This is a genomic window from Vibrio sp. 1641 (genome assembly GCF_033339995.1).
GTDB classification, from domain to species: domain Bacteria; phylum Pseudomonadota; class Gammaproteobacteria; order Enterobacterales; family Vibrionaceae; genus Vibrio; species Vibrio alginolyticus.
This window is the reverse complement of the sequence record NZ_JAWOVP010000256.1, coordinates 1-641: the sequence shown is the minus strand read 5'-3', so window position 1 is coordinate 641 and position 641 is coordinate 1. Positions and strand designations below refer to the sequence as shown.

Annotated in this window: 1 protein-coding gene and 1 pseudogene; both read left to right on the top strand. The window is 49.3% G+C overall.

The window, feature by feature from the left end:
• The coding region (locus tag R7Z47_RS25365; protein WP_318130832.1) for a glycosyltransferase at positions 1-555 on the top strand (555 nt) is incomplete at its 5' end.
• Positions 521-641: pseudogene (locus R7Z47_RS25360) on the top strand (ligase); the annotation flags it as partial. The gene R7Z47_RS25365 and the pseudogene R7Z47_RS25360, both read left to right, overlap by 35 nt.

The following is a 641-nucleotide window of genomic DNA, read 5'->3' as shown; positions in this document are numbered from 1 at the left end:
GAACAAGCCCACGATCTCAGCGAGAAAGCAACCATCAACATTGGCATGGTCGGCCGACTACATGAACACAAAGATCACGAAACGTTAATTCACGCCATCGCAAAACTGCCTGAGTGTTACCACTTACACCTTGCCGGAGATGGAGAAAGAAAAGCCTCGCTTCAACTACTCGCTCAATCGTTAAACGTTTCACCTCGCGTGCATTTTCACGGAGTCGTATCCGATATCCCTCTCTTTCTCAGCGATATGGATATCTACGTGCAATCTTCCCACGTTGAAGGATTCGGGCTCGCCGCCGTAGAAGCGATGGCAGCAGGTTTGCCCGTACTCGCGTCCGATGTTCCGGGATTAGATGAGGTTACCGGCAGCTCAGAATATTTGTTCGAAGTCGGTGATAGCAATCTGCTTGCGCAAAAGGTTGCAGAGCTATGCGAAGACGCGGCTCTTTACAATTCGGCAAGTCATTATTCCGTCAACCGAGCGAAACTCTACACCATCGACAAATTTCGAGAGGGCTATTATGGAATCTACCAACAGCTCTGTACCGATAAGTAATACCGTTCCACTCCTTGCAGCTATTACTCTGGCACTGTTTTTTGTCCCAGTGAAATTCGCTGTAGGTGGCGTGGCACTTGCGCCTT